The sequence below is a fragment of the Bradyrhizobium sp. genome (genome assembly GCF_030646015.1).
Taxonomy (GTDB): domain Bacteria; phylum Pseudomonadota; class Alphaproteobacteria; order Rhizobiales; family Xanthobacteraceae; genus Bradyrhizobium.
In genome coordinates, this window is sequence record NZ_JAUSLT010000021.1 from 15,315 (window position 1) to 37,852 (window position 22,538).

Below are 22,538 nucleotides of genomic sequence, written 5' to 3' on the forward strand. Positions count from 1 at the left end.
GGAGTTAATGAGATGCTGATGAGCGAAAAAGTCGCACACTCGAAATGGTGCCCAATGGTGCGGATCGACGGCGCCAACCGATTGTTCAACACCCAGTCGGATGGATTCGAGAACTCCGCCAAGATGTATCATTGCATCGCGAGCGCGTGCATGTCGTGGCGCCAATTCCACCTGTCGCATCTCAAGGGAAGCGAACAGCCGGAGCATCATGGTTACTGCGGTCTCGCCGGACGTCCTGAACTCGACTAGCACAGGCGACCGCCGTGCTCTTCGCGCCTGTCACCGGGAGCGAGAAATGCTGACGCTGCCCGGCCATCGCATCACCGCTTCCGGTCGATAAATCCCTGCATCAGCCGCTGCGGCTCGCCGGTCAGGAAGGATTGCCCGAACACGGGAATCGAGAGGTCGACGGATTGCTTCAACGGCAGTTCCTCCCATTGCCGCAGCAGGGCTTTTTGCGCGCGCAAAGCCTCGGGGCCGCATTCCAGCAGCATGGCTACGGTTTTTTCGACCGCGGCATCGAGGCCGCCTTCGGCTGCGACCGCGTCGATCAGGCCCCAGGCTAGCGCCGTGGGTGCGTCGATATTTTCCGCGGTCATCACCAACCAGCGGGCGCGGCCCCAGCCGATCAGCCGCGGCAGCAGCGCCGCGTGAATGACGCTGGGAATGCCGACCCGGACCTCGGGCATGCCGAAATGGGCGTCATGCGCGGCGATCCGGAAGTCGCAGGCGGCGGCGAATTCGAGCCCGCCGCCGAGGCACCAGCCCGGCATCCGCGCGATGACGGGCGCGGGGAACGCGCGCGCGGCCTCGCAGAGATCGCGCAGGCCGGTGATGAATTTCTCCGCCGAGGCCTGATCGAGTTTGGCCATTTCCTTGATGTCGGCGCCGCCGATCATGCTCTTTTCGCTCTGGCCGGCGATCACGAGCACGCGAATCTCCCTGTCGGCCGCGAGCGTCTCCAGCCCTTCGCGCACGCCGTTGATCGCTGGTGTTCCCAGGATGTTGAGCGAGCCGGCGTTGCAGATGGTCAGGCGAACCACGCCGCGCGGGTCGCGGTCGACGCCGCAATAGGGATTGAGCATGTGCATGGACGGTCTCGCAATTCCTTCGAAGTGTGCGTGGACGTGTCACTTCCGGGGCAAAGCGCCGCCTTGTCAAGTGGTGCGCGGGGCGATCGCCGTTGGCGACAATACAACCCGTTGCGGAGCGGCGGACGCTGCTATAATATGACGATCATCATTCATAATGGAGCGGGCGTATGACAGCGGTTGAGAAGATCGATACGGCGGAGATGCACCTGTTCGCTGCCGGATCGCGGCGGGAGCGGGTGGTGGACTGGCAGGCGCCGGGTCCGGTGGCGCGGGCCGCTGCCGCCATGTCCGGTCTCGACGCCATGCGGGCGATCCGCGACGGGGTGCTGCCGGAACCGCCGATGGCCCGCCTGATCGATTTTCGGCTGCGGGTGGCGGAACCCGGGCGGATCGTGATGGAGCTTCAGCCGCATGAAGGTAGAACACCATCGGGCTGCTGCACGGCGCCACCGCCGCGGCGCTGCTCGACACCGCCATGGGCTGCGCGATTTCGACCATGCTGCCGGCGGGGCAGGGCGCGGTGACACTCGATCTGAAGCTCACCTATCTGCGGCCGCTGTCGGTCAAGTCCGGCACCATCTCGGCGGAAGGTAAAGTGATAAAACTCGGCCGCCAGACCAGCTACGCCGAAGGCTGGGTGTACGATGGCGCCGGCAATCTTGCGGTGCACGCGACGGCGACCTTCTCGATGGTCGGGGAAGCCCCGCGCGCGAAATAACGAAATAAGATGCAGCTTTCCCAGGCCGCAACTGCTATTATATGACTGAAAACATATCATAGACCAGCAGCTGCAGGATTGCGATGCGCTATTCCAGGGAACACAAGCTCGAGACCCACGACCGGATCGTGAAGAAGGCGTCGGTGCGGATTCGCGAAAAGGGCGCCCATGGCATCGGCGTCGCCGATTTGATGAAGGATGCGGGGCTGACCCATGGCGGGTTCTACGCCCATTTCGATTCGCGTGAGGCGCTGGTGATCGAGGCCTTCGCCTACGCGATGGACCGTTCGACCGAACGCTGGCGCAAGATGACGGAAACCATCCCGCCGGAAAAGCGCATGGCCTCCATCGTGGAAACCTATCTGACCCCGCTGCATCGTGACGATCCCGGCCACGGCTGCGCCATCACGGCGCTGGGTGCGGAAATCGCCCGCGAGAGTCCAAAAACCCGAAAGGCGTTCGCGGCCAAGCTGGAGCAGATGGTCGACATGATCGCAGACCAGGTACCGGACGTTCCGCGCAAGGCCGCGCGCAAACAGGCCCTGGCGACGCTGTCGACCATGGTGGGAACGCTGGTGCTGTCCCGCATCGCTGGATCGGGCGAATTTTCGGACGACATTCTGGGCGCGGGGCGTGACGCTGCGCTGGGTCGTGCGGTAGCGAAGCCGGCAAGGAAGTCCAGAACTGCGTAGGGTGCTGCGTAGGGTGGGTTAGCGTAGCGTAACCCACCATTGTCTCACTCGCATCCAGATGGTGGGTTACGCCTGCGGCTAACCCACCCTACGATTTAGGCCGATTGAACAGCGCGCGTTCGCGCTCCACCGTCTCGTAGATATAATCCGCGACGGCGCGGATCCGCGCCAGGTCCTTGCTGTCGGCATGCATCAACAGCCAGAAGCTGCGCGAGATCGAGATTTCGTCCGGCAGGATCGGCCGCAGCTCGGGATGCGCCGTCGCCATGAAATGCGGCAGCACCGCGATCCCGAACCCGGCGATGGTGGCATTGAGCTGGGCGATCAGATTGGCGCTGCGGAATTTGGCCGAGATCTTCGGCGAGACCTGCGGCAGATAGTCCAGTTCCGGCGTGAACAGCAGTTCCTCAATGTAGCCGACGAAACGGTGGCTGGGCAGGTCGGCGCGGGATGCGATCGCCGGGCGCTGGTCGAGATAGGCGGGTGCGGCATAGAGCCCGAGGCTATAGTCGAGCAGCTTGCGCCCGACCACCCGTCCTTCCTTCGGCATCGTCAGGCTGATGGCGATATCGGCCTCGCGCTTCGACAGGCTGAACAGCCGCGCGGTCGCGACCAGCTGAAGGTCGAGATCCGGGTAGCGCTCGGTGAATGGCAGCAGCCGCGAGGCCAGGAAGTGACTGCCAAAACCATCGGGCGCGCCGATCCGCACCGTGCCGGTGAGATGGGCGCGTGACCCGCCGACGGCCTCCTGGTTGGCGACGATAGTCGATTCCATCGCCTCCGCGCTGTTGGCGACGCGCTGGCCGGCTTCGGTCAGCAGATACCCGGTCTTGCGGCGGTCGAACAGCTTTGCCTTGAGATGCCGCTCCAGCCGGTCGACACGCCGGATCACTGTGGCATGATCGACGCCGAGCTGTTTCGCGGCAGCGGAGACCGATCCGCCGCGCACAATGGCCAAGAGGAAGCGGAAGTCGTCCCAATCGATGGCGCCGGCTTGATCCTGCATTTCCGCACATCTATGGTGCAATATCTCGGACTTGAATACTGCAAAATGCGGGTCCAAAGGGTCACCAAAGCGATCCAGCCGGGACCCAGGGAGATTTCTCACATGCGTACAATCGGACATTTTATCGGCGGCCGCGAGGTCAAGGGCACCTCGGGGCGGACGGCCGACGTTTTCGAGCCGATGACCGGCGATGTCCAGGCCAAGGTCGATCTGGCCTCCAAGGCGGAAATGCGCGCCGCGGTCGAGAATGCCAAGGCCGCCCAAGTCGAGTGGGGCGCCACCAATCCGCAGCGCCGCGCCCGCATTATGATGAAGTTCCTCGAACTGGCGCAGCGCGACTATGACAAACTCGCGGACCTTTTGGCGCGCGAACACGGCAAGACCGTTCCCGACGCCAAGGGCGACATCCAGCGCGGCCTCGAAGTGGTCGAATTCGCCTGCGGCATCCCGCATTTGATGAAGGGCGAATACACCGAGGGCGCCGGCCCCGGCATCGACATCTATTCGATGCGTCAGCCGCTCGGAGTCGTCGCCGGCATCACCCCGTTCAATTTTCCGGCGATGATCCCGATGTGGAAATTCGCGCCCGCGATCGCTTGCGGCAATGCGTTCGTCCTAAAACCGTCGGAGCGCGATCCCGGCGTGCCGATGACGCTGGCGGCGCTGATGATCGAGGCCGGCCTGCCGCCGGGCATTCTCAACGTCGTCAACGGTGACAAGGAAGCGGTCGACGCCATCCTCGACGATCCCGACATCAAGGCCGTTGGCTTCGTCGGCTCCTCGCCGATCGCGCAATATATCTATGAGCGCGCCGCCCAGACCGGCAAGCGCGCGCAGTGTTTTGGCGGCGCCAAGAACCACGCCATCATCATGCCGGACGCCGACATGGACCAGACCGTCGATGCCCTGATCGGCGCCGGCTACGGTTCGGCCGGCGAACGCTGCATGGCGATCTCGGTCGCGGTGCCCGTCGGCAAGACCACCGCCGACCGCCTGATGGAGAAACTGATCCCGCGCGTCGAGGCCCTGAAGATCGGTACCTCGATCGATCCGTCCGCCGATTTCGGCCCGCTGGTCACCAGGGCGGCGCTGGAACGCGTCAAGGATTACGTCGAGGTCGGCATCAAGGAAGGCGCCACGCTCGCAGTCGACGGCCGCGGCTTCAAGATGCAGGGCTATGAAAACGGCTTCTACATGGGCGGCTGCCTGTTCGACAACGTCACCAAGGACATGCGGATCTACAAGGAAGAGATCTTTGGCCCCGTGCTCTCGGTGGTGCGCGCGCACGACTACAACGAGGCGCTCGCTTTGCCCTCCGATCACGACTACGGCAATGGTGTAGCGATCTTCACCCGCGACGGCGACGCCGCGCGCGATTTTGCCGCCAAGGTCAATGTCGGCATGGTCGGCATCAACGTGCCGATCCCGGTGCCGATCGCCTACTACACCTTCGGCGGCTGGAAGAAGTCCGGCTTCGGCGACCTCAACCAGCACGGTCCGGACTCGATCCGCTTCTACACCAAGACCAAGACGGTGACCGCGCGCTGGCCTTCCGGCGTCAAGGAAGGCGCGGAGTTCTCGATTCCGACGATGAACTGATCGCGTCGGGACAGATGCACTTCGCTCTCAACGAGGACCAGATTGCGGTTCGCGATATGGCGCGGGAATTTGCCGCGGAAAAGATCGCGCCTCATGCAGTGCGCTGGGACGAGGAGAAGCATTTTCCGGTCGACGTGATGCGCGAGGCCGCCAGTCTCGGCATCGGCGGCGTCTATATCCGCGACGATGTCGGCGGCTCGGGGATGACGCGGTTCGATGCGGCGCTGATCTTCGAGGCGCTGGCGCAGGGCTGTCCGACGGTGTCGGCGTTCATTTCGATCCACAACATGGCCTCCTGGATGATCGATGCCTATGGCAACGACAGCCAGCGCCAGAAGTGGCTGCCAAGACTGTGCACCATGGAGCTGCTGGCGAGCTATTGCCTGACCGAGCCGGGTTCCGGCTCGGACGCCGCGGCACTGCGCACCCGTGCGGTGCGCGACGGCGATCATTATGTGCTCAACGGCCAGAAACAGTTCATCTCCGGCGCAGGGAAGGGCGATCTCTATGTGGTGATGGTGCGGACCGGCGCCGACGGCCCGGGCGGCATCTCGACGCTGGTGATCGAGGGCGATACGCCGGGCCTGTCGTTCGGCGCCAATGAACGCAAGATGGGCTGGAACGCGCAGCCGACCCGCGCGGTGATTTTTGAGAATGCCCGCGTGCCTGTCGCCAATCGCCTGGGCGACGAGGGCATCGGGTTCAAGATCGCGATGGCCGGGCTCGACGGCGGCCGCATCAACATCGCGGCCTGCTCGCTCGGCGGCGCGCAATGCGCGCTCGACAAGTCGCTGGCCTACATGAAAGAGCGCAAGGCCTTTGGAAAGCGCCTCGATGAGTTCCAGGCGCTGCAGTTTCGTCTCGCCGACATGGCGACCGAGCTGGAGGCGGCGCGGACTTTCGTGTGGCGGGCAGCGGCGGCACTGGACCGCAAGGATGCCGACGCCACCATGCTGTGCGCGATGGCAAAGCGCTTCGGCACCGATGTCGGCTTCGAGGTCGCCAACCAGGCGCTGCAGCTGCATGGCGGCTACGGCTATCTCAGCGAATACGGCATCGAGAAGATCGTGCGCGATCTGCGCGTGCATCAAATTCTGGAAGGCACCAACGAGATCATGCGGCTGATCGTATCGCGAAAACTGATCGAGGGCGCGCGATGACGGCGGCCGCGGCTGTCACAGGCTCCGAACCCGACCTGATCGCGCGGCGCGAGGGGGCGGCCGGCGTCATCCGGCTCAACCGTCCCAAGGCGATCAACGCGGTGACGCTGGAGATGTTTCGTGATGTCGACAAGGCGCTCGACGCATTCGAGGCGGACCCGGCGGTCGGCGTGATCCTGCTGGAAGGCGCCGGCGAGCGTGGCCTCTGTGCCGGCGGCGATATCCGCGCGCTGTATGAAGATTCCAAAGTCAGGGGCGATCTGGGAAAAATCCTGTGGCGCGAGGAGTACATCCTCAACGCCCGCATCGCCAAATTCCAAAAGCCCTATATTTCCTTCATGGACGGCATCGTGATGGGTGGCGGCGTCGGACTGTCCGCGCACAGCAGCCATCGCGTCGTTACCGAGCGGACCAAACTCGCGATGCCCGAAGTCGGCCTTGGTTTCTTTCCTGATGTTGGCGGCACCTGGCTGCTGGCGCGCGCGCCGGGCGAGATCGGTACTTATTTTGGACTTACGGGCCAGACCATGAACGGACCGGATGCGGTCTACGCCGGGTTTGCGGATGCGGTGGTGCCCTCCGCCAAGCTTGCTTCCTTGCGTGAAGCGCTAACAAAACTGCGGCCCGGCGTGACCTCAGCGGAAGTCAAAAGCGTCATCGACGGCTTTGCCACCGGCGAGACGTCGGGACCGGTCGCGGCGATCGAGCCGCAGATCGATGCATGGTTCGGCCATGACCACATGCAGGACATCGTTGCGGCCTTGCAGGCGGACGGCTCGGAGCTGGCGCAGGCGACGCTGAAGACATTGAACGAGAAATCGCCGCGCGGCATGGTGGTGGCGCTCAAGCTGATGCGGCTGGCGCGGGCTTCGTCCTCGCTGGAGCAATGCCTGGTGCGGGAGTATCGCGCCGCGCTGGAAGTGTTCGCCAGCGACGATTTTCGCGAGGGCGTACGCGCCGCCGTGATCGACAAGGACCGTAATCCAAAGTGGTCGCCGCCCCGGATCGAGGATGTGACGCCCGAAATGTTGGCGCCTTACTTCGCGGAAATCGGCGCCGACGAACTCAAGTTCAACCAATAAGAACAGCAACGGCTCAAGCGGAGGGAATTTCAGATGGCAAACATTGCATTCATCGGTCTCGGCAATATGGGCGGGCCGATGGCGGCCAATCTGGTCAAGGCCGGCCACAAGGTGGTCGCGTTCGATCTGGTGGAAGCGTCACGCGCGCAAGCCAAGGCCGACGGGGCAGGGATCGCCGACAGCTCGGTGGCCGCGGTGAAAGGCGCCGATGTCGTGATCACCATGTTGCCCGCGGGCAAGCATGTGATGTCGGTGTGGTCCGAGGTCGTTCCGGCCATGACAAAAGGCGCGCTGATCGTCGATTGCTCGACCATCGACGTCGAGAGCGCCAAACAGGCCCATGCGCTGGCGGCCAAGAATGGTGTCGGCTCGGTCGATGCGCCGGTGTCCGGCGGCACCGGCGGCGCCAGGGGCGCGACACTGACCTTCATGTGCGGCGGCGAGGACAAGGCTTTTGCGGCGGCCAAGCCGGTGCTCGAAAACATGGGCAAGAAGATCGTTCATTGCGGCGGCGCCGGCGCCGGGCAGGCGGCGAAGATCTGCAACAACATGATTTTGGGCATTTCCATGATCGCGGTCGGCGAGGCATTTGCGCTCGCCGAAAAACTGGGATTGTCGCATCAGGCGCTGTTCGACGTTGCCTCGACCTCGTCGGGACAATGCTGGGCGCTGACCTCCTATTGCCCGGTGCCGGGCCCGGTGCCGACCTCGCCGGCGAACAACGACTACAAACCCGGTTTCGCCTCGGTGCTGATGGTCAAGGATCTCACGCTGGCGCAGGACGCGGCCAACGCCACCGGTGCCGCGACGCCGCTTGGCAAACATGCGCAGGAAATCTACAAGGCATTTGATGCCGCGGGCCACGGCGGGGTGGATTTTTCCGGAATCATCCAGCACGTACGCGGGCTGGCGGGCAAGTGATGACCGTGCGTCATCCTGAGGTGCTAGCTTTGCGGTGCACTTGCACCGCAGAGCGAGCCTCGAAGGATGACCTGGTTCGGTGCGTGCGGCCATCCTTCGAGGCTCGCCAAAGAGGCTCGCACCTCAGGATGACGGTTGGGGATGTGGTGAGACCGTAGGGCCTAACATGACAACATTCCAGGACGCGCGCGCTTTCCTGCTCGAGCACAGGACGGACTACGACAAGGCGGTCGCGGATTTCCGCTGGCCGGATCCGGTGCCGTTCAACTGGGCGCTGGACTGGTTCGACGCCGAACTGGCTGATAATGCCGACAGCAAGGACCGTCCGGCGCTGTGGATCGTCGACGCCGGCAGCAACCGCGAGACCAAACTCTCGTTCGAGGCGTTGTCGCGCCGCTCCAACCAGGTGGCAAACTTCCTGCGCGCGCAGGGCTTGAAGCGTGGCGATCACCTGCTGCTGCTGCTGGGCAATGTCATTCCACTGTGGGAGACCATGCTGGCGGCGATGAAGCTCGGCGTGGTGGTGATCCCCGCGACCACACTGCTGACGCCGGACGAACTGCGCGACCGGCTCGATCGCGGCCGCGCCAAAATCGTGGTGGCGACGCAGGACCAGGTCGCGAAGTTTGCGGGGCTGGGCGGCGACAAACTCATTCGCATCGTGGTAGGCGCGTCGTCGAAGCACGAGGGTTGGCGGCCTTATGAGCAAGCCGCGGATTTTCCGGAAGGTTTCACGCCGGATGGACCGACCGAGGCGGACGATCCGATGCTGCTGTATTTCACCTCGGGCACGACCGCAAAACCGAAACTGGTGCGGCACAGCCAGCGCAGCTATCCCGTCGGCGGCCTCTCGACCATGTACTGGCTCGGGCTGCAGCCCGGCGACGTGCATCTGAACATCTCCTCGCCGGGCTGGGCCAAGCACGCCTGGAGCTGCTTCTTCGCGCCGTGGAATGCCGGCGCCACGGTGTTCGTGGTCAACCAGCCGCGCTTCGACGCCAAGGGCTTGCTCGCGACCATCGGCCGCTGCGGCGTCACCACGCTGTGCGCGCCACCGACGGTGTGGCGGTTGTTCATTCAGGAGAAGCTCGCCACCTTCAAGGTATCGCTGCGTGAAGTCTGCGGCGCCGGCGAGCCGCTCAATCCCGAAGTGATCGATCAGGTGCGCATGGCCTGGGGCCTGACCATTCGCGACGGCTACGGCCAGACCGAAACCACGGCGCTGGCGGGGAATTCGCCGGGGCAGAAGGTAAAAGTCGGATCGATGGGCCGCCCGCTGCCGGGCTACCGCGTGCAGATCACCGATATCGACGGCCAAGTCACCAAAGAGGGCGAGGTGACCTTGATGCTCGGGGACGAACGGCCCGCCGGCCTGATGCAGGGCTACCAGGGCGACGACGGCAAACTCTCCGGCGCCGACGGCGATCTCTATCGCAGCGGTGACGTGGTGTTCGCCGACGACGAGGGCTATCTCACCTTCGTCGGCCGCTCCGACGACGTGTTCAAATCATCGGATTACCGGATCAGTCCGTTCGAACTCGAAAGCATCCTGCTGGAGCATGAATCGGTGGCGGAAGCCGCCGTGGTTCCCAGCCCCGATCCGATCCGGCTGGCGATCCCGAAGGCCTATGTGATGCTGGTGGCGGGCAAGGAACGATCGGCGGAAACCGCGCTGTCGATCTTCCGGCATCTGCACACCCGGCTGGCGCCATTCAAGCGGATCCGGCGGATCGAACTCGTGACCGAGCTGCCGAAGACGATTTCCGGCAAGATCCGCCGCGTGCAACTGCGCCGGCTGGAGCATGACAATGATCGCGAAGATTCGCTGCGTGGCGTCGAATTCCGCGAAGAGGATTTTCCAGAGTTGAAGAAGGTAATGCCGGCTGGATCGGCGGAGAACTGACGAATGAATGAAGTCTGGAAGAAACCGCCGATCCCGCTGGATGCCTACATGAAGTTGGTCGGCCATGAAGTCGGGGTGTCGTCATGGCATCTGGTCGATCAGAACAGGATCAACGTCTACGCCGACGTGATCGAGGATCACCAGTTCATCCATGTCGATCCCGAGCGCGCCAAACGTGAAACCGCGTTCGGCAATACGGTAGCGCACGGCTTCCTGACGATGTCGCTGATGTCCATCATGTCCTACGAGGTGATGCCTGTGATCGAGGGCACCACCATGGGAGTGAATTACGGTTTTGATAAATTGCGCTTCCTGTCGCCGGTGCGCGCCGGCTCGCGAGTCCGCGGCCGCTTCACGCTGACCGAAGCGACATTGCGCAAGCCGACGGAACTGCTGTCGCGCACCAACGTGACGGTCGAGATCGAGGGTGAGACAAAGCCCGCGCTGGTAGCCGACTGGATCGGGTTGATCTATTTCGCTTAGGGATTGGCCGCATTGCCGGGGTTGCTTACCCTCTCCCCTTGTGGGAGAGGGTGGCGCGATGCGAAGCATCGCGACGGGTGAGGGCTTGCCCCAGCGTGCACCGTGCGTGAGGAGAGAAACCCCTCATCCGGCGCTTCGCGCCACCTTCTCCCACAAGGGGAGAAGGGAAGAATGAACTCTGAATTCGGGATTGCTACACATGACAATCAGGTTTGACGGACGCGTCGCCATCGTGACCGGCGCAGGCAATGGTCTGGGACGGGCGCATGCGCTGGGACTGGCGAGCCGCGGCGCCAAGGTCGTGGTCAATGATTTCGGCGGCGCCCGCGACGGCACCGGCGGCTCGCTGACCCCGGCCGAAACCGTGGTCGAGGAAATCCGCAAGGCGGGCGGCACCGCGATGGCCGACGGCGCTGACGTCTCGAACTACGAGCAGGTCAAGGCGATGGTCGCCCGCGCCACCAGTGAATGGGGCAGCGTCGATCTGCTCTGCGCCAATGCCGGCATCCTGCGGGACAAGTCGTTTTCCAAGATGGAGATTGCCGATTTTGCCAAGGTGATCGACGTGCATCTCACCGGCACCTTCTATTGCTGCAAGGCCGTGTGGGACGGCATGCGCGAGCGCAATTACGGCCGCATCGTCATCACCACCTCGTCGTCGGGCCTGTACGGCAATTTCGGCCAGGCCAATTACGGCGCCGCCAAAGCCGGCATGGTCGGCTTGATGAATGTGCTGGCCGAGGAGGGCCGCAAGAACAACATCCGCGTCAACACCATCTCGCCGACCGCGGCGACAAGGATGACCGAGGAATTGCTGCCGCCGCAGGCGCTCGGGCTGATGCGCCCCGAGGCGATCACGCCGGCGGTCGAATTCCTGCTCAGCGAGGACGCGCCGACCCGCACCATCATGGGCGCGGGCGCAGGCTCCTTCGCGGTGATCAAGGTCATGGAAACCGAGGGCATCAACCTGGCGCAAGCAGACTGGACCCCCGACGCGGTCGCTGCGCATTTCGCCGAGATCAGCGACATGGGCAAGGCGAAGGCGTTGCAGGGCGCGTTCGAGCAGACCCAGAAATATGTCGGTCAGGCCGCGGCAAGGGCCGGGATCAAGCTCTGATCCCGTCACTCCGGGGCTGGTGATTGCGCATCATCCCGGAATCACGAAACACTCTCGTCATGGCCGGGCTTGACCCGGCCATCCACGTCTTTGGCACTGCTCGGAAGGTCAGGCGTGGATGCCCGGGTCAAGCCCGGGCATGACGGCAGTGTTTTGGTCAGCGGATAACGCCTACACTCCCTACATGTCTGCAGTTTCAAAGAATCAGGTCGCCGTCATCGGCGCCGGTCCCGCCGGCCTGATGGCGGCCGAGGTGCTGGCGCAGGGCGGCGCCAGCGTCACTGTTTACGACGCGATGCCGTCGGCGGGTCGAAAATTCCTGATGGCGGGGCGGGGCGGGCTCAACCTGACGCACAGCGAGCCGCTGCCCGCGTTTCTCGCGCGGTACCGCGAGGCGATGCCGAAGCTCGCAGCCGCTATCGAGGCATTTCCACCGGATCGCCTGCGGCAATGGAGCGAGCAACTTGGCCAGCCGACCTTCGTCGGCTCCAGCGGCCGGGTGTTTCCCGAAGCGTTCAAGGCCTCACCGCTGCTGCGCGCATGGCTGCGGCGGCTGGATTCGATGGGCGTGCAACTGAAACTGCGCCACCGCTGGACCGGCTGGGATGAGCAGGGCCGCTTGCTGTTTGAAACACCGGACGGACAACGCGTCACCGAAGCACGCGCCACGGTGCTGGCGCTCGGTGGTGCCAGTTGGCCGAGGCTCGGCTCTGATGGTGGATGGACGGGAACGCTTGGCGCGAAAGGCGTGATGATCTCGCCGCTGCGACCGGCCAATTGCGGTTTCAAGGTGACCTGGTCCGACATCTTCCGCGATCGCTTCGAGGGCCAGCCGCTCAAGGGTATTGCGCTGTCGTTCGGCTCCCACACCGTGCGCGGTGAGGCCATCATCACGCGAACCGGCATCGAGGGCGGCGCGATCTATGCACTGTCGGCTGATTTGCGTGAGGCCATTCTGGATTCGGGGCAGGCTACCCTGCACATCGCGCTGCGGCCCGATCTCGTCATAAAGGATCTGGTGGCCCGACTGTCCGCGCCGAAAGGCAAGCAATCATTCTCGAACTGGCTGCGCAAGGCGGCGCATCTGTCGCCGGTCGGCATCGGGTTGTTGCAGGAGGCGGCGGCGAAATCCGGCGCGTCGTTGTCGTCGCTATCTCCCGAAAAGCTAGCCGGATTGATCAACGCCGTGCCGGTTCAATTGAATGGTGTCGCGCCAATCGCGCGCGCGATCTCCACCGCGGGCGGAATTGCCTTCGACGAACTCGACACCGATTTCATGATCCGCCGCTTGCCCGGCGTATTCGCGGCGGGCGAAATGCTGGACTGGGAAGCGCCGACCGGCGGCTATCTGCTGCAGGCGTCGTTTGCGACGGGGGCTGCGGCGGGGAGGGGGGCGTTGAAGTGGCTTTCGCGCCAATCGTAGGGTGAGCAAAGCGGAGCGTGCCCACCACCAACATTCACGATTGCCGATAGATGGTGGGCACGGCGCAAGAGCGCCTTTGCCCACCCTACAAATCGGCATCGGAGCTACCGCAGTTTCCCCCGCGCTGCCACCGCCAGTGTGCCGATGATCTCCTCGCCGCGCACCATCACCACCTCGTCCATCATGTTGACGACGACGCAGACGTGATTGGGGACGATCCGCACGACGTCGCCGACATTGGGGCGGGTGTTGCTGCGGGTGAGATCCAGAAAGCCGTGCTCTTCGGCGAAGCGCGCGATCCTGGCTTCGGGATGTTCGAGAATGAGGCCGTGGCCCTCGAGCCCGCCGGTATCCGACGTCAGCGTCTTCGACCCGGCATCCAGGATGCCACGATCGGGACCGGCCCGGCTGACCACGGTGGAATAGATGTTCAATGCGCAATCGTCCCAGGTCGCGACGCCGGCGGCGACCTGCATGCGGTCGTTGTAGATATAGGTGCCGGGCCGGTGCTCGGTGGCGCCCTTGAGTTTTCCGACGTTCTTCAGGTTCGGTGTGCCGCCGGTGGAAACCATCGCGGCATCCAGACCATGGGCGCGAACGCCGGCCAGCGCCTCGTCATAGAATTTCTGCGCGTCGGCCCAGCCGGTCTCGGTCGGGTACAGCATGAAACCGGCGAAGATTAGCCCCTTCGACGCCGCGATCTCGCGCGCCAATGCAATGGCTTCGGCGGGGGTTTCGACGCCGGCGCGCTTGCGTCCGGTATCGCATTCGACCACCACCGAGAGCGGCCGGCCGGAGGCCGCGGCCGCCTGCGGCAGGCCTGATATGACCGTCGAATTGTCGGCAGCGACGGTCATGCTGGCTTTGGCCTGCAGTGCGCCGAGCCGCGCCATCTTCTCCTCGCCGATCAGATTGTAACTGATCAGGATGTCGTCGATGCCCGCATTCGCCATCACCTCGGCCTCGCCGAGTTTCTGGCAGGTGATGCCCCTGGCGCCGGCCGCGATCTGCATCCTCGCCAGGACAGGGGTCTTGTGGGTCTTGATATGCGGCCGGTTGGCGACCCCGGCGGCATCGCAGGCGGCCTGGATCCGCGCGATGTTGCGCTCGACCCGGTCCATGTCGATCACGGCACAGGGCGTGCCATATTCGCGGGCGATCGTGGCGGCAAGGGGCGTGGTCATTGAAGCAACTCCGTATTTTGCATCCTCGTCATTGCGAGCCACCGGGTCGCGCAAATGCGCGCGCCCGATGATAAACTCCGCGAAGCAATCCATCTCGCGGCGGAAAGAAAGAATGGATTGCTTCGTCGCAAGGGCTCCTCGCAATGACGGTGAATGTCGTCAAGCCTGCTCAATCTCTTCGCGCATCACTTCGAGCTCCAGCCACCTGTCCTCGGCGGCTTCCAGCTCCTTCTGCGCGGCGGAGAGCGCGGCCGAACACAGGTCGAACTTCTTGCGATCCTTCTTGTAAAGATTGGGATCGTCAAGATGACGCTGCTGTTTTGCAATCTCGGCCTGCAGGCCGGCGATCGTCTTCGGCAGCGTCTCCAGCGCGTGCTTGTCCTTGAAATTGAGCTTGCGCCTCGCCGTGGTCGAGGGCGCGCCACCCTTCGAGTCTTTTTTCTCCTCGGCGCCGGCCTTCACGGCCTCGCGCTTGAGGTCGGCGCCGCGCTGCGCCAGCATGTCGGTGTAACCGCCGGCATATTCGATCCAGCGGCCGTCGCCCTCGGGCGCGATCACTGAGGTCACCACGCGATCGAGAAAGTCGCGGTCATGGCTGATCAGGATCACGGTGCCCTCGTAGTCGCCGAGCATTTCCTCGAGCACGTCGAGGGTTTCGAGATCGAGGTCGTTGGTCGGTTCGTCCAGCACCAGCAGGTTGGAAGGTTTTGCGAGAGCCCGGGCCAGCATCAGCCGGCCGCGCTCGCCGCCGGAGAGTACTTCCAGCGGTGTGCGCATCTGTTCCTGCGCGAACAGAAAATCCTTCATGTAGCTGACGACGTGTTTCGGCTTGCCGCCGACCATCACATTGTCGGTGCCGCCGCCGGTGAGGGCGTCGGCCAGCGTCGATTTGGGATCGAGGCTTTCGCGGTGCTGGTCCAGCGTCACCATCTCGATATTGGCGCCGAACCGGATGGTGCCGCTGTCCGGCGGCTTGCCGCCGGTCAGCATTTCGATCAGCGTGGTCTTGCCGGCGCCGTTCGGTCCGACGATACCGATGCGGTCGCCGCGCTGCACCCGGATCGAGAAGTCATCGACGATCTTGCGCTCGCCATAGGTCCGGCTGATGCCCTTGGCCTCGATGATCAGCTTGCCCGACTTGTCGGCTTCCGAAGCCGCGAGATTGGCATTACCCGCTGCCCCACGGTAGTCGCGGCGCTGGTCGCGCAGCGCGAACAGGTTGCCGAGCCGCTTGACATTGCGCTTGCGGCGGCCGGAGACGCCGTAGCGCAGCCAGTGCTCTTCGTTGACGATCTTGCGGTCGAGCTTGTGCTGGTCGCGTTCTTCCTCGGCCAGCACCTCGTCGCGCCAGGCCTCGAAAGCGCTGAAACCGCGGTCGATCTGCTTGATCTGGCCGCGATCGAGCCAGGCGGTGGAGCGCGACAGATTGGAGAGGAAGCGGCGGTCATGGCTGATCATCACCAGCGCGCTGCGGCGGCTGCCGAGTTCGCCTTCCAGCCACTCGATGGTGGTGAGGTCGAGATGGTTGGTGGGCTCGTCCAAGAGCAGAATGTCGGGCGAGGGCGCCAGCACCCGCGCCAGCGCCGCGCGGCGGGCTTCGCCGCCGGAGACATGTGCGGGATCTTCATCGCCGTGCAGTCCGAGTTGCTCCAGCACGTAGCGGGCCTGATAGTGATCGTCGCCGGGGCCGAGCCCGGCCTCGACATAGGCCAACGTCGTCGTAAAGCCGTCGAAATCCGGCTCCTGCGGCAGATAGCGGATGGTGGCGCCGGGCTGCACGAAACGGCTGCCGCTGTCGGGCTCGACCAGACCGGCCGCGATCTTGAGCAGCGTCGATTTGCCGGAGCCGTTACGGCCGATCAGGCAGACGCGGTCGCCCGCCGATACCGATAATTCGACGCCGGACAACAACGGCGTGCCGCCGAAGGTCAGCTTGATGTCTTTCAACTGGATCAGGGGAGGCGCCATGGTATCTCAATTCAATTCTGTTTTTGCGCCGTGTCGGCGCGCTGGCGCTGAATGCGCCGAATAGTCTGGTCGAGCGCCGACAGGAATGCCGAGCGGTCGCGCGGTGCGAAGCCCTTCGGACCGCCGGTTACTTCGCCTGACGACCTGAGGTCCGTCATCAGGTTGCGGACCGCCAGCGTCATTCCGATCGATTGCTCCGAGAACGGCTTGCCGTTCGGCGCGATCACCTCGGCGCCTGCCTTGACGCAGCGGCTCGCCAGCGGGATATCGGAAGTGATGACGATATCGCCCTTTCCGGCGCGTTCCGCAATCCAGTCGTCGGCGGCGTCCATGCCGGACCCCGCCGCGATACGCTCGATCATGGGATCAGGCGGTACGCGGATGAAATTGCCGGCGACCACGCTGACGGGCAGGCCATGGCGGGCGGCGACGCGGTAGATTTCGTCTTTGACCGGACAGGCGTCGGCGTCGACATAGATGCGGGTCGTGGGGTTCAAAACAGGCGTCATCACGTTAAGGATTTGGCACGGGAGCCCTTTGGGCGGTCCCGGAGCCGCGTGGTAGCCCATCGCAGCGGGAATTGCGAGGAAAAGGCGACCGGAACGCGCTTGCCACGGCATTTTCTTCGCGTACGATTGGGGCAGAAAAGCAGCCAAAAACGGGGGAAACCGCCATGCCTATCGCGCCGTATCGGGTCTCGGCCTACAACACGTCAAAGCATTCCGAAAACAAGATGCACGATGACACGGTGGCGAAGCGCTACGGCTTTGACGGCGGACTGGTGCCGGGCGTCGACGTCATGGCCTACATGATGCATCTGCCGGTCGCCAAATGGGGCCGGGACTTTCTCGAACGCGGGCTGATTGAGGCGCGCTTCATCAAGCCGGTCTATGACGGCGAACTGGCCGATGTCACGGCTGAGGAAAGCAACGGCGTGCTTTCGATCGAGGTCAGGAGCCGTGGAGCGCTTTGCGCCACCGGCACGGCATCGCTGCCGGCAGCAGCTCCGTCATTTTCCCTGTCCGACTATGTCGAGGTCGCAGCAGTAGCCGAGCGCAAGCCGGTGAATGCGGAGTCCTATGCCCTCGGCAAATGGCTCGGGGCCGTGCCGCGAGCGTGGGGCGCCGACGCGGCAAGAGAATATCTGGCGGATATCCGCGAGACTGAAACGCTCTATGAGCGGGAAGGTCTCGGTCATCCCGGCCTGTTGCCGCGGGTCATGAACAAGGTGCTGGTCGACAACGCCATCATGGGCCCCTGGATTCATGTCGGCACCAGGATGCAGCTGCTGTCCGCGGCCGCTATCGGCGATGAATTGACGGCGCGGGCGAAAGTTACCGGCAATTACGACAAGAAGGGCCACCGCTTCGTCGAACTCGACGCCCTGGTGGTCGCCAACGGCACGACGCCGCTGGCGCATTGCCAGCACATTGCGATCACCCAGCCGCGCGAGCAGGCGGCGGCATGAGCATCACCGTCGATTACTACATGACCCTGACGTCGCCCTGGACCTATCTCGGCAGCGCGCCATTCGCCGAGATCGCCAAGCGTAACGATGTCACCGTCAACATCAAACCCTGCAAATTCGGGCCAATCTTCGAGCAGACCGGTGGGCTGCCATTGCCAAAACGCTCGCCGCAGCGGCGCGCCTACCGGATGATGGAGTTGAAGCGCTGGCGCGAGGTGCGGGACGTTCCCCTGACTCTCGAGCCCAAGGGTTTCCCCTGCAACGACACCGTAGCGACGCGACTGGTGATCGCCGCCAAGCTGAAGGGCGAGGACGCCCACCGGCTGGCGACAGAGCTCGGCCGCGCGGTGTGGGAACGCGAGGAAACGCTCGAAGATCCCGGTCACGTTGCATCCGCCGCCAGGCGCGCCGGTCTCGACGCCGTGAGCTTGCGCGCCGGTGGCCCCTCCGACGCCGAACTCGACGCGCTGCACGAGCAGTACACCCAGGACGCGCTCGCGGTCGGTGTGTTCGGCGCACCGAGCTACGTGCTGCCATCCGGCGAGATCTTTTGGGGCCAGGACCGGCTGGATCTGCTGGAGCGGGCGCTGAAGCAGCTGGGGTAGACGGGCGGCTTCGGCGTAAGAGCCCCCGCTGCCCGCAACATCCTCAGTTGTCGTCCTCCGCGAAAGCGGGGGACCCAGTACGCCGCGGCTTCACGGCTCGATCTCAGGCGTCTCGGAATACTGGGTCGCCCGGTCAAGGGCCGGGCGATGACAGTTGTGGGTGTAATGTGCAGCGTGCTTACGCTCTCAAGCGAAGACCTCACGCCGGCTTTCACATCGTAAAAATACGTCCGGGATTGAGAATGTGATGCGGGTCGAGTGCGCGCTTCAGCGTGCGCATGGTCTCGATCTCCTCCGCGGTGCGGCTGAGTTTCAGGTACGGCCGCTTCAGGATGCCGATGCCGTGCTCGGCCGAGATCGAGCCGCCGAAATCGCCTGTTATGCCGTATACCAGCTTCGAGACCTCGTCGTATTTGTCGGCCGGCGGCGGGTACTTTGCGCTGACGTGCAGATTGCCGTCCCCGGCATGGCCGAACACGATGGCGTAGGCATCGCTGTGAATCGTCTTCATGCCCTTGTCGACGGCGACCGCGAAGGCCTCCATCCTGTCGATGGCAAGGCTGATATCGAAACCGACACCGGGCCCGAGCGCGCGGCCGAGTTCGACCGAGGAGTCGCGGATCCGCCAGATCGCCGCGGCCGCTGCCCCGGAGCTCGCGATCGTGGCATCGAGGATGATGTCGTCCCCCAGCGCCTGCTCGAGGAGCTTTTCGAGGTCGGCGCGGATGCGTTCGGCGTCGCTGCCGGAGGATTCAAGCAGAACGTAGAACGGATAGTTGGTCGCGAGTGGTGATGCGACGCCTTTCACCAATTCGGTGGTGAGGCGATAGTAATTGTTCCACATCACCTCGAACGCGGTGAGATCGCCGCCGAGCCGCGCGCGCGTCAACGTCAGCAAGGCACGGACCATGTCGAAGCTCGGCAGCGCGCACAGCGCGACTTGCTGCTCCGCCGGCGCCGGGAAAATCCGCAACGCGGCGCGGGTGACCACGCCGAGCGTCCCTTCCGTGCCGACGAACAATTGCTTGAGATCGATGCCGGTGTTGTTCTTGATGTATTTGCGCACGCCCTTGAGGATGGTGCCGTCCGCCAGCACGGCTTCGAGCCCGAGCACGAGATCGCGGGTCATGCCGTAACGGATCACCCGGTTGCCGCCGGCATTGGTGGAGATGTTCCCGCCGATGGTGCAGCTGCCCCGCGCGCCCAAATCGAGCGGAAACATGAAGCCGTCCTGCTCGACGCGTTCCTGCAGGCGCTGCAGCGGCACCCCGGTCTGGGTAATGACGACCCCGCCGCCGGTATCGACTTCCTCGATCGCGTTCATGCGCTCGGTCGACAGCACGATTTCGCCTGATGCCGGCATCGTGGCGCGCACCAATCCCGTCATGCCGCCCTGCGTCGTGACCGGCACGCGCGCCTGATGACAGAGTTTCAGGAATTGCGAGACCTCTTCCGTGGTGCGCGGCCGCACCACCGCGAGCGGCGGCGCCACCGCAACGCCGGCCATGTCGGTATGATAACGGGCGCCGATGTCGCTGCCGGTCAGCACGGTCGTTGTATCGAACGCGGCGCGAAGATCGTCGATGATGGCTGGCTGCACGAGCGACAACCTCACGCCACCTTCTGCTTCGCGTCCTGGATTGCGCGCCACACCCGTTCCGGCGTCAGCGGCATGTCGATCTGCGTGATGCCATGCTCCGAGAGCGCATCGAGCGCCGCATTGACGATCACGACAAGCGCGCCGGCGCAGCCGGCTTCGCCGCAGCCCTTGGTGCCGAGCGGGTTGGATTTCGCCGGCGAGGGATGATCGCCGACCACCATCGGCGGAATGTCTCCCGCGCGCGGCAGCGCGTAATCCATGAACGATCCCGTGATCGGCTGGCCGTTGTCGTCGTAGCAGACTTCCTCCATCAGCGCCTGGCCGATGCCCTGCGCCACGCCGCCATGCAGCTGGCCCTCGACGATCATCGGGTTGACGATGGTGCCGAAGTCGCTGATCCCGGTGTAGCGCACGATCCGAAGTACGCCGGTATCGGGATCGATTTCGACTTCCGCGACATGACAGCCATTGGGGAAGGTCGACGGCGTGTCCTTGGTGGCGTGATCGACGTCGAGGGTTTCAGGCACGCCTTCCGGCACCTTGCCTTCGCGCAGCCGCTGCGCCAGCTCCATGATGCCGATCGAGCGGTCGGTGCCGGCGATGGTGAAGCGGCCGCCTCCGAATTCGATGTCGCCTTCGGCGGCTTCCAGCAGATGCGCCGCCGCCTGCTTGCCTTTTGCCACCACCAGCGCGGCGGCTTCGACTATCGCCTGGCCGGTCGCGGTGATCGAGCGCGAGCCGCCGGTGCCGTTACCGAAGCGCACGAGATCGCTGTCGTTCTGTTCGAGCGTGATCTTGTCGAAGGGCACGCCGAGTTGCGCCGACAGCACCTGGGCGAACGGGGTGGCGTGGCCCTGGCCGTAATCCAGCGTGCCGGTGGTGAGTTTCACCGAGCCGTCGGGCTCGAACGTGATCTTGCCGAGTTCGCCGCTCGGCGGCGCCGTGACTTCCAGATACGAGCCGACCGCGATGCCGCGCAGCTTGCCGGACTTGCGGCTCTCTTTCCTGCGCCTGGCAAAGTTGGCGTGGTCGGAAATCTCCAGCGCTTTGTTGAATACGCCCTGGAAATCGCCGCTGTCATAGGTGACGCCGGAGGCGGCGGCGAACGGCATCTGCGCCGGCTTGATGAAGTTGCGCTTGCGCAAGGTCAGCGGGTTGATGCCCATCTCGCTTGCGGCGCGATCGATCAGGCGCTCCATGTAGTAATTGGCCTCGGGGCGTCCGGCGCCGCGATAGGCGCCCATCAGCGTGGTGTTGGTCAGCACCGTCTTGATGTCGACGCCGAGCAATGGCGTGCGGTAGACGCTGGCGAGGTTCTTGCCGGTGTTGAGCGACAGCGGGCCCGGCGCCACGCCGGTGATGTAGGCGCCGAGATTGCCGTAGCCCTGCAGGCGAACCGCGAGGAACTTGCCGTCGGCATCGAGCGCCAGTTCGGCATGCATCAGCTGCGCGCGGCCCTGGCTGTCGGAGAGAAAGCTGGTGGAGCGCTCATCGGTCCATTTGACCGGGCGGCCGAGTATCTTCGCCGCGTGCAGGATGCAGATATATTCGGGGTAGTTGACGTTCTTCATTCCGAACGAGCCGCCGACATTGGCGGTGAGGATGCGGACCTTGTCGTTCGGCACGTTGAGGATCTTCGCCAGCGTCACCTTGTTGCCCGACACGCCCTGGGTCGGAACCTGCAGTGTGTAACGCTCGCTGGTTCTGTCGTAGGCCGCCAGCGCCACGCGCGGCTCCATCGACACCACGGCGACCCGCGTATTGACGATGTCGAGTTTTGTCACATGCGCAGCAGCGGCGAAGGCCGCCTCGATCCTGGCGGCGTCGCCATAGTGGTAGTCGAGCGCGACGTTGTTGGGGATATGATCGTAGAGCTGCGGCGCGCCGGGCTTGCCGGCTTCGGCGGCGTTGGTGACGGAAGGAAGCGGTTCGATATCGAGTTCGATGGCTTCGCCGGCCTCTCGCGCCTGCGCTAGTGTCACGGCCACCACGAAGGCGACGGGATCGCCGACATAGCGCACCTTGTCGGTCATCAGCGCGGTGCGGTTGGTCTGCAGGAGCGGGGTTCCGTCACGGCTCTTCAGCGGCAGGCCGCAGGTGAAGGGGCCGTAGCCGGCAGCGGCAAGATCGGTTCCGGTCCACACGCCGAGCACGCCCGGCATCGCCTTGGCGGCCCTGGTGTCGATGGCGCGGATGATGCCGTGGGCGTGGCTGGAGCGCACGATCCAGGCATAGGCCTGGCCGGGCAGGCTGAAATCGTCGGTGTACTTGCCCTTGCCGCGTACCAGCGTGTCGTCTTCCTTGCGGCGGACCGGCTGCCCGACACCGTATTTTTGCAGTGCGATAGCGTTTTCCAGAGAGGTGGGGGACGTGTGATCTTGCATTGAAAAATACCTGAAATGCATACTTTTGTGCGATTTTCGCGATTTCCCTGAGATAACGCACCGATATCGGAACGACAACGCCTGATTGGACATGGTGGCATGTGAACGGCTGTTGCGCGGATGTCCGGCGC

Annotated in this window: 18 protein-coding genes and 2 pseudogenes; 13 read left to right on the forward strand and 7 right to left on the reverse strand. The window is 64.3% G+C overall.

Features of this window, described 5'->3' with window-relative positions; all coding sequences use genetic code 11:
- The first annotated feature begins 18 nt into the window (after nucleotides 1-18).
- Nucleotides 19-249: a hypothetical protein gene (locus tag Q7T45_RS02670; protein ID WP_304867257.1), complete on the forward strand. Its 231-nt coding sequence runs from the start codon at nucleotides 19-21 to the stop codon at nucleotides 247-249.
- Nucleotides 250-320: 71 nt separating this feature from the next.
- Here the strand turns inward: Q7T45_RS02670 and Q7T45_RS02675 are convergent, their stop codons facing one another.
- The gene (locus Q7T45_RS02675) at nucleotides 321-1,091 is read right to left on the reverse strand and encodes an enoyl-CoA hydratase (protein WP_304867260.1); all 771 of its coding nucleotides are present in this window, start codon (nucleotides 1,089-1,091) and stop codon (nucleotides 321-323) included.
- A 170-nt stretch (nucleotides 1,092-1,261) separates the two neighbouring features.
- Between Q7T45_RS02675 and Q7T45_RS02680 the strand changes: the two are divergent.
- Together Q7T45_RS02680 and Q7T45_RS02685 are read left to right on the forward strand one after the other, a co-directional pair.
- Nucleotides 1,262-1,812 (forward strand): annotated as a pseudogene (locus tag Q7T45_RS02680) (PaaI family thioesterase).
- An 83-nt stretch (nucleotides 1,813-1,895) separates the two neighbouring features.
- Complete coding sequence (locus Q7T45_RS02685) at nucleotides 1,896-2,504, forward strand: TetR/AcrR family transcriptional regulator (RefSeq protein WP_304867262.1); 609 nt, start codon at nucleotides 1,896-1,898, stop codon at nucleotides 2,502-2,504.
- An 88-nt stretch (nucleotides 2,505-2,592) separates the two neighbouring features.
- Here Q7T45_RS02685 and Q7T45_RS02690 read toward each other — a convergent pair whose 3' ends face one another.
- Nucleotides 2,593-3,510 (reverse strand): LysR family transcriptional regulator, encoded by a 918-nt coding sequence (locus Q7T45_RS02690; RefSeq protein WP_304867265.1) that lies wholly within the window; start codon nucleotides 3,508-3,510, stop codon nucleotides 2,593-2,595.
- A 102-nt stretch (nucleotides 3,511-3,612) separates the two neighbouring features.
- Here Q7T45_RS02690 and Q7T45_RS02695 point away from each other — a divergent pair, with 102 nt between their 5' ends.
- The 8 genes and pseudogenes from Q7T45_RS02695 (at nucleotide 3,613) to Q7T45_RS02730 (ending at nucleotide 13,198) form a co-directional block, all read left to right on the forward strand.
- Nucleotides 3,613-5,109: a CoA-acylating methylmalonate-semialdehyde dehydrogenase gene (locus tag Q7T45_RS02695; RefSeq protein ID WP_304867267.1), complete on the forward strand. Its 1,497-nt coding sequence runs from the start codon at nucleotides 3,613-3,615 to the stop codon at nucleotides 5,107-5,109.
- 14 nt (nucleotides 5,110-5,123) lie between these two features.
- Entirely contained in the window at nucleotides 5,124-6,269 is a 1,146-nt protein-coding gene (locus tag Q7T45_RS02700) for an isobutyryl-CoA dehydrogenase (protein WP_304867270.1), read from the forward strand.
- Nucleotides 6,266-7,351, forward strand: a complete 1,086-nt coding sequence (locus Q7T45_RS02705; RefSeq protein ID WP_304867273.1) for an enoyl-CoA hydratase/isomerase family protein — start codon at nucleotides 6,266-6,268, stop codon at nucleotides 7,349-7,351. Before Q7T45_RS02700 ends, Q7T45_RS02705 begins: the two co-directional genes overlap by 4 nt.
- Nucleotides 7,352-7,366: 15 nt before the next feature.
- Nucleotides 7,367-8,272, forward strand: a pseudogene (mmsB, locus tag Q7T45_RS02710) (3-hydroxyisobutyrate dehydrogenase); the annotation flags it as partial.
- A 166-nt stretch (nucleotides 8,273-8,438) separates the two neighbouring features.
- The gene (locus Q7T45_RS02715) at nucleotides 8,439-10,175 is read left to right on the forward strand and encodes an AMP-binding protein (RefSeq protein WP_304867279.1); all 1,737 of its coding nucleotides are present in this window, start codon (nucleotides 8,439-8,441) and stop codon (nucleotides 10,173-10,175) included.
- Nucleotides 10,176-10,178: 3 nt separating this feature from the next.
- A complete protein-coding gene (locus Q7T45_RS02720; RefSeq protein WP_304867282.1) occupies nucleotides 10,179-10,658 on the forward strand; it encodes a MaoC family dehydratase in 480 nt (159 codons plus the stop codon).
- Between the two features lie 199 nt (nucleotides 10,659-10,857).
- Nucleotides 10,858-11,775 (forward strand): SDR family NAD(P)-dependent oxidoreductase, encoded by a 918-nt coding sequence (locus tag Q7T45_RS02725; protein WP_304867285.1) that lies wholly within the window; start codon nucleotides 10,858-10,860, stop codon nucleotides 11,773-11,775.
- Between the two features lie 184 nt (nucleotides 11,776-11,959).
- Nucleotides 11,960-13,198, forward strand: a complete 1,239-nt coding sequence (locus Q7T45_RS02730) for a TIGR03862 family flavoprotein (RefSeq protein ID WP_304867289.1) — start codon at nucleotides 11,960-11,962, stop codon at nucleotides 13,196-13,198.
- A 104-nt stretch (nucleotides 13,199-13,302) separates the two neighbouring features.
- Here Q7T45_RS02730 and Q7T45_RS02735 read toward each other — a convergent pair whose 3' ends face one another.
- The 3 genes from Q7T45_RS02735 to Q7T45_RS02745 all read right to left on the reverse strand — a co-directional run bounded on the left by Q7T45_RS02735 (nucleotide 13,303) and on the right by Q7T45_RS02745 (nucleotide 16,859).
- Nucleotides 13,303-14,382, reverse strand: coding sequence for a D-TA family PLP-dependent enzyme (locus Q7T45_RS02735; protein ID WP_304867292.1), 1,080 nt, complete (start codon nucleotides 14,380-14,382; stop codon nucleotides 13,303-13,305).
- A gap of 159 nt (nucleotides 14,383-14,541) precedes the next feature.
- On the reverse strand, nucleotides 14,542-16,350 hold the full coding sequence (locus Q7T45_RS02740; RefSeq protein ID WP_304867295.1) for an ABC-F family ATP-binding cassette domain-containing protein: 1,809 nt from the start codon (nucleotides 16,348-16,350) through the stop codon (nucleotides 14,542-14,544).
- A gap of 11 nt (nucleotides 16,351-16,361) precedes the next feature.
- The gene (locus Q7T45_RS02745) at nucleotides 16,362-16,859 is read right to left on the reverse strand and encodes a YaiI/YqxD family protein (protein WP_304867298.1); all 498 of its coding nucleotides are present in this window, start codon (nucleotides 16,857-16,859) and stop codon (nucleotides 16,362-16,364) included.
- Between the two features lie 164 nt (nucleotides 16,860-17,023).
- On the opposite strand from Q7T45_RS02745, the gene Q7T45_RS02750 reads away from it, so the two are divergent.
- Nucleotides 17,024-17,818, forward strand: coding sequence for a hypothetical protein (locus Q7T45_RS02750; protein ID WP_304867300.1), 795 nt, complete (start codon nucleotides 17,024-17,026; stop codon nucleotides 17,816-17,818).
- Nucleotides 17,815-18,423 carry a 2-hydroxychromene-2-carboxylate isomerase gene (locus Q7T45_RS02755; RefSeq protein WP_304867303.1) on the forward strand — a complete coding sequence of 203 codons (609 nt, stop codon included), beginning with the start codon at nucleotides 17,815-17,817 and terminating at the stop codon, nucleotides 18,421-18,423. The genes Q7T45_RS02750 and Q7T45_RS02755 overlap by 4 nt, the downstream gene beginning before the upstream one ends.
- 211 nt (nucleotides 18,424-18,634) lie before the next feature.
- Here the strand turns inward: Q7T45_RS02755 and Q7T45_RS02760 are convergent, their stop codons facing one another.
- Together Q7T45_RS02760 and Q7T45_RS02765 are read right to left on the reverse strand one after the other, a co-directional pair.
- The gene (locus tag Q7T45_RS02760; RefSeq protein ID WP_304867307.1) at nucleotides 18,635-20,038 is read right to left on the reverse strand and encodes an FAD-binding oxidoreductase; all 1,404 of its coding nucleotides are present in this window, start codon (nucleotides 20,036-20,038) and stop codon (nucleotides 18,635-18,637) included.
- Nucleotides 20,035-22,407 carry a xanthine dehydrogenase family protein molybdopterin-binding subunit gene (locus Q7T45_RS02765; RefSeq protein ID WP_304867311.1) on the reverse strand — a complete coding sequence of 791 codons (2,373 nt, stop codon included), beginning with the start codon at nucleotides 22,405-22,407 and terminating at the stop codon, nucleotides 20,035-20,037. The genes Q7T45_RS02760 and Q7T45_RS02765 overlap by 4 nt, the downstream gene beginning before the upstream one ends.
- Nucleotides 22,408-22,538: the final 131 nt, after the last annotated feature.

Excerpts from the sequence above, each read along its gene's own strand:
- Q7T45_RS02765 (WP_304867311.1), bottom strand. The coding sequence starts at position 22,407 with ATGCAAGATCACACGTCCCCCACCTCTCTGGAAAACGCTATCGCACTG.
- Q7T45_RS02725 (WP_304867285.1), top strand. The coding sequence starts at position 10,858 with ATGACAATCAGGTTTGACGGACGCGTCGCCATCGTGACCGGCGCAGGC.
- Q7T45_RS02735 (WP_304867292.1), bottom strand. The coding sequence starts at position 14,382 with ATGACCACGCCCCTTGCCGCCACGATCGCCCGCGAATATGGCACGCCC.
- Q7T45_RS02695 (WP_304867267.1), top strand. The coding sequence starts at position 3,613 with ATGCGTACAATCGGACATTTTATCGGCGGCCGCGAGGTCAAGGGCACC.
- Q7T45_RS02675 (WP_304867260.1), bottom strand. The coding sequence starts at position 1,091 with ATGCACATGCTCAATCCCTATTGCGGCGTCGACCGCGACCCGCGCGGC.
- Q7T45_RS02745 (WP_304867298.1), bottom strand. The coding sequence starts at position 16,859 with ATGACGCCTGTTTTGAACCCCACGACCCGCATCTATGTCGACGCCGAC.
- Q7T45_RS02690 (WP_304867265.1), bottom strand. The coding sequence starts at position 3,510 with ATGCAGGATCAAGCCGGCGCCATCGATTGGGACGACTTCCGCTTCCTC.
- Q7T45_RS02750 (WP_304867300.1), top strand. The coding sequence starts at position 17,024 with ATGCCTATCGCGCCGTATCGGGTCTCGGCCTACAACACGTCAAAGCAT.
- Q7T45_RS02755 (WP_304867303.1), top strand. The coding sequence starts at position 17,815 with ATGAGCATCACCGTCGATTACTACATGACCCTGACGTCGCCCTGGACC.
- Q7T45_RS02720 (WP_304867282.1), top strand. The coding sequence starts at position 10,179 with ATGAATGAAGTCTGGAAGAAACCGCCGATCCCGCTGGATGCCTACATG.
- Q7T45_RS02740 (WP_304867295.1), bottom strand. The coding sequence starts at position 16,350 with ATGGCGCCTCCCCTGATCCAGTTGAAAGACATCAAGCTGACCTTCGGC.
- Q7T45_RS02700 (WP_304867270.1), top strand. The coding sequence starts at position 5,124 with ATGCACTTCGCTCTCAACGAGGACCAGATTGCGGTTCGCGATATGGCG.
- Q7T45_RS02705 (WP_304867273.1), top strand. The coding sequence starts at position 6,266 with ATGACGGCGGCCGCGGCTGTCACAGGCTCCGAACCCGACCTGATCGCG.
- Q7T45_RS02685 (WP_304867262.1), top strand. The coding sequence starts at position 1,896 with ATGCGCTATTCCAGGGAACACAAGCTCGAGACCCACGACCGGATCGTG.
- Q7T45_RS02715 (WP_304867279.1), top strand. The coding sequence starts at position 8,439 with ATGACAACATTCCAGGACGCGCGCGCTTTCCTGCTCGAGCACAGGACG.
- Q7T45_RS02730 (WP_304867289.1), top strand. The coding sequence starts at position 11,960 with ATGTCTGCAGTTTCAAAGAATCAGGTCGCCGTCATCGGCGCCGGTCCC.
- Q7T45_RS02670 (WP_304867257.1), top strand. The coding sequence starts at position 19 with ATGAGCGAAAAAGTCGCACACTCGAAATGGTGCCCAATGGTGCGGATC.